The 7,278-nt window shown below is 59.9% G+C and carries 9 protein-coding genes; 7 read left to right on the top strand and 2 right to left on the bottom strand.

From position 1 onward, the window contains the following. Positions 1–54: 54 nt before the first annotated feature. Positions 55–636 carry an RBBP9/YdeN family alpha/beta hydrolase gene (locus CW360_RS05815; RefSeq protein ID WP_101193059.1) on the bottom strand — a complete coding sequence of 194 codons (582 nt, stop codon included), beginning with the start codon at positions 634–636 and terminating at the stop codon, positions 55–57. A 260-nt stretch (positions 637–896) separates the two neighbouring features. Between CW360_RS05815 and oscA the strand changes: the two genes are divergently transcribed. From oscA to CW360_RS05790, 5 genes are all read left to right on the top strand, one after another. Then, positions 897–1,079, top strand: coding sequence for a sulfur starvation response protein OscA (gene oscA, locus CW360_RS05810; protein WP_101193058.1), 183 nt, complete (start codon positions 897–899; stop codon positions 1,077–1,079). Positions 1,080–1,229: 150 nt separating this feature from the next. Further along, a complete protein-coding gene (locus tag CW360_RS05805) occupies positions 1,230–2,225 on the top strand; it encodes a sulfate ABC transporter substrate-binding protein (RefSeq protein ID WP_101193057.1) in 996 nt (331 codons plus the stop codon). A 95-nt stretch (positions 2,226–2,320) separates the two neighbouring features. Further along, on the top strand, positions 2,321–3,139 hold the full coding sequence (gene cysT / locus CW360_RS05800; RefSeq protein ID WP_101193056.1) for a sulfate ABC transporter permease subunit CysT: 819 nt from the start codon (positions 2,321–2,323) through the stop codon (positions 3,137–3,139). Positions 3,140–3,149: 10 nt separating this feature from the next. Then, positions 3,150–4,022, top strand: coding sequence for a sulfate ABC transporter permease subunit CysW (cysW, locus tag CW360_RS05795; RefSeq protein WP_101193055.1), 873 nt, complete (start codon positions 3,150–3,152; stop codon positions 4,020–4,022). 3 nt (positions 4,023–4,025) lie between these two features. Beyond that, the gene (locus tag CW360_RS05790) at positions 4,026–5,012 is read left to right on the top strand and encodes a sulfate/molybdate ABC transporter ATP-binding protein (RefSeq protein WP_101193054.1); all 987 of its coding nucleotides are present in this window, start codon (positions 4,026–4,028) and stop codon (positions 5,010–5,012) included. Here CW360_RS05790 and CW360_RS05785 read toward each other — a convergent pair. Next, positions 4,992–5,480 (bottom strand): hypothetical protein, encoded by a 489-nt coding sequence (locus tag CW360_RS05785; protein ID WP_101193053.1) that lies wholly within the window; start codon positions 5,478–5,480, stop codon positions 4,992–4,994. The two genes, CW360_RS05790 and CW360_RS05785, sit on opposite strands and share 21 nt — an antisense overlap. A 158-nt stretch (positions 5,481–5,638) precedes the next feature. On the opposite strand from CW360_RS05785, the gene CW360_RS05780 reads away from it, so the two are divergent. Together CW360_RS05780 and CW360_RS05775 are read left to right on the top strand one after the other, a co-directional pair. After that, positions 5,639–6,931 (top strand): hypothetical protein, encoded by a 1,293-nt coding sequence (locus CW360_RS05780; protein ID WP_157825254.1) that lies wholly within the window; start codon positions 5,639–5,641, stop codon positions 6,929–6,931. 54 nt (positions 6,932–6,985) lie between these two features. Then, on the top strand, positions 6,986–7,216 hold the full coding sequence (locus CW360_RS05775; RefSeq protein ID WP_033937793.1) for a helix-turn-helix transcriptional regulator: 231 nt from the start codon (positions 6,986–6,988) through the stop codon (positions 7,214–7,216). Positions 7,217–7,278 lie beyond the last annotated feature (62 nt).

The following is a 7,278-nucleotide window of genomic DNA, read 5'->3' as shown; positions in this document are numbered from 1 at the left end:
GGGCAGGGGCAGGGGCAGGGGCAGTGCGGGGCAGCTGGGGCATACGGGGACTCCTCAGGCGCGGCGCCGGGCCTGCTGTTCGATCAGGGTTTGCAGGCGGTACAGATAAGCAAAGCCCTGTTCCCAGCGCTGGTGCCCGGATTGCACATTGATATGCCCGGCTGCCGGGAGGATGACGGCCTGGCTGCCCCAGTCGCTGGCCAGTTCGCGGGCGCGCTCGGCACTGGCGGCTGGGTCGTTGTCCGAACCTACCAGCAGGCTGGGGAATGGCAGCCGCTGACGGGCGATAGGCGCGAAGTTCTGCAGCGGTGCCGGGCACCTGGCACGTTGCACATCGGCCGGTGCCACCAGCAGGGCTCCGCGCAGGCGGGCCAGGTGCTCGGCGGGGGCGTTGGCAGCCCAGTGCGCGACGGTGATGCAGCCCAGGCTATGGGCAATCAGCAGGGTGGGGCGGGGGTCGCGGGCGATGCAGGCATCCAGCGCGGCGACCCAGTCGGCGCGCCGTGGGGTAAGCCAGTCATGTTGCTCCAGCCGTTCGCTGCCCGGCAGTACGCGTTGCCAGTGGCTCTGCCAATGGTCTTCGGCAGACCCTTGCCAGCCCGGGACTATCAGATAACGAATCGCTTGATCGCGCATCGGCTGCGCCTCCTGTGCGTGACGAGGAGGGGCAGTGTAGGAGGGCTACAGGATTATCAAAAAAGAATAAAAATTTATTTGCTTATTCTTTTGTCGGCTAAGCAGGTGTTGTGGTGCAGGGTGGCTGCATATTTCCAAAAAGAATATAAATGTTCTGAAATGATATTTTTAAGAATATTGGATTATCCCTACTATCCGCTCCACGGCCACCCATGAGGGGCATCAGCCTCCGCTTCAGTGGCTTTTCAAGGAGCATAGAAATGAGCGCAACCCTGCGAAATCTTGAAGGTCAGGACGAAGCGAGCATTCTGCGTGAAATCCAGGCGGCCCTGCAGGGGCTGAAGTTTGGCTCGGTGGAAATCACCGTGCACAACGGCCAGGTGGTGCAGATTGAACGCAAGGAGAAATTCCGCCTGAACGCATCGAGCAGCAAGCCCAGCTAAACCCGCTTACTCCGTAAGCAAGATTGCCCGACCGGACCACCGGAGGGCGTGCAATGAAACACGTCGCGTACCCGAGCACAGAGCCGTTTATGCCTGCGCCGTCGACCCATTGAACGCCAACCCCGTTTTAGTCCCAGTAGGAGCTTTACCATGACCCTTCGCCGTTTCGCCCTGGCTGCTCTGGCCAGTGCCCTGATCGCCGGCCCTGCCGCTGCCCAGACTCTGCTCAACGTGTCCTATGACCCGACCCGTGAGCTCTACACCGAATTCAACGCGGCCTTCAACAAGCACTGGCAAGCCCAGGGCAATGAAGCCGTAACCATCCAGCAGTCCCATGGTGGCTCGGGCAAGCAGGCCCGTGCGGTGATCGACGGTCTGCGCGCCGACGTGGTGACCCTGGCCCTGGCCGGGGATATCGACGAGCTGTACAAGCTCGGCAAGCTGATCCCGCAGAACTGGCAGGAGCGCCTGCCGGATGCCAGCACGCCCTATACCTCGACCATCGTGTTCCTGGTGCGCAAGGGCAACCCGAAGGGCATCAAGGACTGGGATGACCTGGTCAAGCCGGGCGTAGAAGTGATCACGCCTAACCCGAAAACCTCCGGCGGCGCGCGCTGGAACCTGCTGGCCGCCTGGGCCTTTGCCCAGCAGAAGTACGGCAGCGAAGCGCAGGCCAAGGAGTTCGTTGCCAAGCTGTACAAGAACGTTCCGGTGCTCGACACCGGAGCGCGTGGCTCGTCCATCACCTTCGTCAACAACGGCATCGGCGATGTGCTGCTGGCCTGGGAAAACGAAGCCTTCCTGGCGCTGAAGGAAGAGGGCGGTGACAACTTCGAGATCGTTGCCCCGTCGCTGTCGATCCTGGCCGAACCACCGGTGAGCGTGGTGGATGCCAACGTTGACCGCAAGGGCACCCGCAAGGTAGCCGAGGCCTACCTCAACTACCTGTACAGCGATGAAGGTCAGCGCCTGGCCGCCAAGCACTTCTACCGCCCGCGTAATCAGGCGATCGCCAAGGACTTCAGCGAGCAGTTCTCTGACCTGAAGCTGGTGACCATCGATGCGGATTTCGGCGGCTGGAAAACCGCGCAGCCGAAGTTCTTCGATGACGGCGGCATCTTCGACCAGATCTACCAGGCCCGCTAAGCGCAGCCACCAGCGACAGGCCCCATGCTGCAAGCGGGCTTGTCGCCGTGGCGTGTACTGCTCGCTTGCAGCTTGACGCATGCCGCTGAGGTCTTATGTCTCGTCGTACTTCCCCCGTCATACCCGGCTTCGGGCTGACGCTGGGCTACACCCTGGTGTATCTCAGCCTGTTGGTGCTGATTCCCCTGGGTGCCATGTTCGTCCACGCTGCCCAGCTCACCTGGGAGCAGTTCTGGGCAATCATTTCCTCGCCGCGGGTGCTCGCCGCCCTGCAGCTGAGCTTCGGCACTGCTTTTCTCGCGGCCATCATCAATGGCGTGATCGGTACCCTGCTGGCCTGGGTGCTGGTGCGCTACACCTTCCCCGGGCGCAAGGTGATCGAGGCGATGATTGATCTGCCCTTCGCCCTGCCCACGGCGGTGGCCGGTATCGCCCTGACCGCGCTGTATGCGCCTAATGGTCTGATCGGCCAGTTCGCCACATCCCTGGGCTTCAAGATCGCCTACACCCCGCTGGGCATCACTCTGGCCTTGACCTTCGTCACCCTGCCGTTTGTGGTGCGCACCCTGCAGCCGGTGCTGGCCGATATCCCCCGCGAGGTCGAGGAGGCCGCCGCCTGCCTGGGCGCCAAGCCATTGCAGGTCGCTCGCCATGTATTGCTGCCGGCGTTGCTGCCCGCCTGGCTGACCGGCTTCGCCCTGGCCTTTGCCCGGGGGGTTGGTGAGTACGGCTCGGTGATCTTTATCGCCGGCAATATGCCGATGAAAACCGAAATCCTGCCGCTGCTGATCATGGTGCAACTGGACCAGTACAACTACGCCGGAGCGACCGCCATCGGCGTGCTGATGCTGGTGGTGTCGTTCATTTTGCTGCTGCTGATCAACCTGCTGCAGCGGCGCATCAGCCATTCATAAGGAGCCGGGTATGTCATCTGTAACCCTGACGGCCAGTGCCGTCAACAACGCTGCCCGTCGCGGCAGTGCCCTGGGCCGCCGTCTGCTGGTGATCAGCGCCTGGCTGGTGTTTCTGCTGTTTCTCGTCCTGCCTTTGTTCGTGGTGCTGACCGAGGCCCTCAAGCAGGGCGTCGGGGTGTTCTTCACCTCGATCTTCGAGCCCGATGCCATCAGTGCGCTGAAGCTGACTTTGTTGGCGGTGGGCATCTCGGTGCCGCTCAACCTGCTGTTCGGCGTGGCAGCGGCGTGGTGCGTGAGCAAGTACGAGTTTCGTGGCAAGAGCATCTTGGTGACCCTGATCGACTTGCCGTTCTCGGTGTCGCCGGTGATCGCCGGTCTGATCTATGTGCTGCTGTTCGGCGCCCAGGGCTTCTTCGGCCCCTGGCTGCGTGAGCACGATATCCAGATCATCTTCGCCCTACCGGGGATCGTTCTGGCCACCCTGTTTGTCACCGTACCCTTTGTCGCCCGCGAGCTGATCCCGCTGATGCAGGAACAGGGCACCCAGGAAGAGGAGGCCGCCCGCCTGCTGGGTGCCAATGGCTGGCAGATGTTCTGGCATGTGACCCTGCCCAATATCAAATGGGGGCTGATCTACGGCGTGGTGCTGTGTACCGCGCGGGCCATGGGCGAGTTTGGCGCGGTATCGGTGGTCTCCGGGCATATCCGTGGCTACACCAACACGCTGCCGCTGCATGTGGAAATTCTCTACAACGAATACAACCACGTTGCTGCCTTTAGCGTCGCCAGCCTGTTGTTGCTGCTGGCGCTGCTGATCCTGCTGCTCAAGCAGTGGAGCGAATCACGCATCAACTACCTGAAAGCCCGTGCTGGCGAGGAATAAGCCATGAGTATTGAAATTCGCAATGTCAGCAAGCGCTTCCTGACCTTTCAGGCCTTGCAGCAGATCAACCTGCATATCCACAGCGGCGAACTGGTGGCGCTGCTCGGCCCGTCCGGCTGCGGCAAGACCACCCTGTTGCGCATCATTGCCGGGCTGGAAACGCCAGACAGCGGCACTATCGAGTTCCATGGCGAGGACGTCTCCAGGCACGATGTGCGTGATCGCAATGTGGGCTTCGTGTTCCAGCACTATGCGTTGTTCCGCCATATGACGGTGTTCGACAACGTCGCCTTCGGCCTGCGCATGAAGCCCAAAGCGCAGCGTCCGAGTGCAGCAGAGATCAAGCGCAAGGTGCATGAGTTGCTCGATCTGGTGCAGCTCGACTGGCTCGGCGACCGCTACCCCGAACAGCTCTCCGGCGGACAGCGTCAGCGTATTGCCCTGGCCCGCGCCCTGGCGGTGGAGCCCCGCGTGTTGCTGCTCGATGAGCCGTTCGGTGCGCTGGATGCCAAGGTGCGCAAGGAGTTGCGCCGCTGGCTGGCGCGCCTGCATGAGGACGTCAACCTGACCAGCGTGTTCGTTACCCATGATCAGGAAGAGGCCATGGAGGTGGCGGATCGCATCGTGGTGATGAACAAGGGGGTGATCGAGCAGATTGGCACTCCCGCCGAGGTTTACGATCAGCCGGCCAGCGATTTCGTCTATCACTTCCTCGGTGACGCCAACCGCCTGCATGGCGAGGCCGGTGCGCCGCCGCTGTTGTTCCGTCCCCATGAGATCAGCCTGTCACGCCAGGCGCAGGCAGGTCACCGGCAGGGCGAGGTTCGCGATATCCGTCCGCTGGGCGCCATCACCCGGGTCACCCTGAGCGTAGCGGGCCAAGCGGAGCCGATCGAGGCCGAGGTCGCCAAGGACCATCCGGGGCTGGCTGGTCTGGCACGCGGGAGTAGCCTGTACTTCCAGCCGCAGTTAGCGACACCGCGCGCTTAGTCGCTGGTACGGCGAATCTGTGCTTGCAGATTGCTTCGGCTGCTTCGGCTGCTTCGGCTGCTTCGGCTGCTGTGCTCTCTGCTGCTTCTTAAGATGGGTTTTGTAGGCTTTTTCAATCAGCTTTTCTAGTAGGGCTGTGGCGTCTGTTCCCTGCTCATTGGCCATTCGTTGCAGGTCGTCTCTGGTGGTGCCTTTGAGGGTAAACAGGCAGGGCCGGTAGCCCTCTTCCTTCTTCTTGCTCCTGCTCTTCTCCTGACGCCATGCGTCCTTCATGTCGCGGAACAGCTCGCGTGCCCTTTTTTCTTTTTCGAGTGTTTGGCCAAGGCGGAGCAGATCCTTCCAGGAAATGCTTTGGTCGGCGTCAAGACCCTCGAAGCCCTTAACCCGCAAGTAGTCTCGCGCCCAAAGGTGCTGCTTGGCATTTTCCGGGTCTAGCCATTCAAGGCCGGGCTTTCTTGGACGTCCCAACGTGCACCTCCCCAATCGAGCTCGCAGCACCCTGGCTGCTCTGAAATTCTACCGATAGTAAATAATAACGTTATCTAATGCGTTTATAAAATCGATATTTATCACGTAAATTATTATGGTAGAGTAAATTTACGAAATAAATACGGTTTTTCATGCTTATGCACATGGCGCTGCTGCGGCACAAAACAAGCACAATTGGTCCTGAGGAAAGGCTGTTTCTCGCGTCATTTTCGATGCGCTTTCAGGATAGTGAGGCTGTGTCGCTGACGGTGCGAGAGCTTTCAGACTCTGTGGGTATGCCTCCACGCGTTGTGATGCGAGCCGTCTCCAGGTTGGCATCGGCTGACTCATACCTAGTCGTAAAGAAGGTGAGCTGCGGGCGGGGGCGGCCGTCGCGTAGCTATGAAATCTCGCCCGAGATCCGCGAACGCTTGAAGTCTTCTGCAGTAAGTTGCCCTTCGGACTGTCTGCAGGTCATCGATCATCTTCTGATGCCGATCACTGACTTGCGCTCCCGCGAGGGTTGCGATGAGGAGGCGGAGAAGAGGATCGGCTATAAGCAGCCTCCGGTCAGAATGAAAAGCGACCAACTGAGCCTCGCTAACCGGTGGTTACTTGCCGTGCTGGTAAGTCATGCAAATGAGTTTGGTGTTGTGGACGAGCTTGGGATGGCTGATCTGCGACAACTGACAGGAATGACTGAGTTCCGGTTGAAGGCTCAGGTGACGCGCCTGATGGATATGGGGGTAATCCGCAGCTATGCGCCGGGACTTTCTAGGAGTCTGTTTACGGGGGTGAGGGTCAGATCGTCCTACGTTCTCGACCTATCCCATCCACTGCTCGGGACGGGTGTTGATAGGGGCGGTGTTGTCGTTATCGACGAAGAAACTGAGGCGCCACGGGAGGTTGTGATCCGGGTGGCTGGAGGTGTTGAGCCGGTTTTGAGGGACTACTTTCAGCGGTTAAGTGATGCGGACTTTGATGTGTTCTGGCATCGACTGGATGGATACGCATCCTTTCTTTTATCCAGACCCTGGAAGGCGCCCGGTCGTTTGCTGGGTGCGGATTTAGCGGCAGAGCTTGAGGCTTTGATCGGCAATGATTTCCAAAGGCCGCGTGGCAGAGTTAGCGGTGACCTGAGCATTGATGAGGGGCATTGGTTGCGTGTCATCGAGCACTTTTCTTTTCTGGCGTTTGAGCGCGCCAGAAGGATTCAGGCAGTGCTCATGGGTATGCCCGATTGGAAAAATGGTGGAGTGCGAATCCAGCTTATACCAACGCTATGTCCCAGAATTACGGCAGTCTTGGTTAAGCCTAGCCCCGTGCCTCGATATGGTTGCGTGGTTGTGAAATATGAGCCGTGGAATGTATGCGAACTTTACGAGCAGGAGGCTGATCTGGAGATAGATGACCGCCACAGGTTTGGTCTTCAGGCCCTGCCCAAGGGGTAAGTGTTTTTTTACTGCCCTTGCAGATCCTCTGGGACATACAGAGGAGCCCTGCTGATGCGAATTTTCCGCTTACAAGACGTGATCACTGCTACTGGCCTGTCTAGGTCGACCCTGTACAAGTACATCTCGGAAGGCACCTTCCCGAAACCGGTATCGCTGGGCGACCGCTGCGTCGGCTGGGTCGATAGCGAGGTGCACGACTGGATTCTGGCCAGGATTGAGGAGCGTGACCAAGCAGAGGGTGCTGCTACGCGCCCGATTGGCCATCTGAGTATGGCCAGCTAGAACCGCCACCTGCGCCATGATCGGCTTCGGCTGGTCATGGCGTTTATGCCGCTGCTCAGTCC

Origin of the sequence: Pseudomonas fluvialis, from assembly GCF_002835605.1 — a bacterium.
In the GTDB taxonomy this organism is placed as follows: Bacteria; Pseudomonadota; Gammaproteobacteria; order Pseudomonadales; family Pseudomonadaceae; genus Aquipseudomonas; species Aquipseudomonas fluvialis.
This window is presented reverse-complemented; position numbering and strand designations above follow the sequence as displayed.